This window comes from Streptomyces sp. NPDC101166, from assembly GCF_044768125.1.
Lineage (GTDB): Bacteria > Actinomycetota > Actinomycetes > Streptomycetales > Streptomycetaceae > Streptomyces.
The window spans coordinates 1-1,094 of the sequence record NZ_JBIWPF010000300.1; the positions used below are offsets into that span (position 1 = coordinate 1).

At 62.8% G+C, this 1,094-nt stretch carries 1 protein-coding gene, 1 tRNA gene and 1 pseudogene; all 3 read right to left on the reverse strand.

All coding sequences use genetic code 11. From position 1 onward, the window contains the following. Positions 1-422: VOC family protein (locus ACIRS4_RS38605; RefSeq protein WP_404205001.1), on the reverse strand; the 422-nt coding region annotated here is incomplete at its 3' end. A 171-nt stretch (positions 423-593) separates the two neighbouring features. Beyond that, positions 594-666 (reverse strand) — tRNA-Arg (locus ACIRS4_RS38610). 70 nt (positions 667-736) lie between these two features. After that, positions 737-1,094 (reverse strand): annotated as a pseudogene (locus tag ACIRS4_RS38615) (4-hydroxyacetophenone monooxygenase); the annotation flags it as partial.

Sequence of the window (1,094 nt, forward strand, 5' to 3'; positions counted from 1 at the left end):
GCGAGTGATAGGCAGAAGGGATGCCCGGCCGGGTCGAAGGGAACTCGGCACTTGCTGGGTGCAGGCTGATGGTCAGCAAGTCGGGCACCGATCCCGTCGGCCCGCTCCTGAGCCCCGTCGAGATCGGGCGCCGCGAAATCCAGATGAATTTGCGAGGGAATGCCCTCATCCGGCCAGGACGGTGCACCGTAGTTCGGCACGCGGATAGCTGTGAGCACCAGGTGGGGAGCATGACGCTCACGAATTTCTCTGTGCCGGTTGCGATCACGCCACCCAGCAATTCTGCCCAAAAGGTTGCAAAGGTGGTCGGATCGTCGCAGTCGGCGGTGATGGATCCCAGATGCGCTACCGCCACCATCGAATACTAGAACGCGTTGCATTCGCATCGATTCCACAACGCACTCATCTACCGTCGGCCACATGGTTCGGACCGGCTGCTGTGACCTCGAAAAAGCGCTCTGAGCTGGAGTGCTAGCTGGCAGCAACCCCTATGGTTCGAACCTAAGACATGAGACCTGGGGTTTTGCGTTCGATCTGCTTCCCCTACGATGAGGGGAACACGGCTGACCTGCGGAAATGATTATTCCCAGCTGTGCCCTCGGCAGGATTCGAACCTGCGACACCCGCTTTAGGAGAGCGGTGCTCTATCCCCTGAGCTACGAGGGCTGACCGCCCGGCCGAGGCCGGGTCGTCGGCAGTCTACCTGGTTGGGGGCTCGGGGGTCGCATCCGCTGGGTCAGCGGCGGGAGGCCTCGGATTCGAGGTAGTCGGCGGGGGTGAATCTGGTTGTTTTCCAGCGGAACAGGAGGGTGGCGCCGGGCCAGTTGTTGGTGATGCGGCCCGAGGCGTTGCGGTACCAGCTGGAGCAGAAGTTCCAGGGGGTGTCCTTCAGGCGGCGCTGCAGCCAGTCGTCCCAGGACTGTTCCGCCTCGGGGGTGGCGGCCAGGTAGCGGCCGGGGCGGCGGGACAAATAGGAGATGGCCTGGCGGATGTAGCGGGACTGGGACTCCAGCATGTAGATGATGGAGCCGGAACCGACATTGGTGTTGGGGCCGTACATGAGGAACAGGTTCGGGAAACCGGGGACCGACATG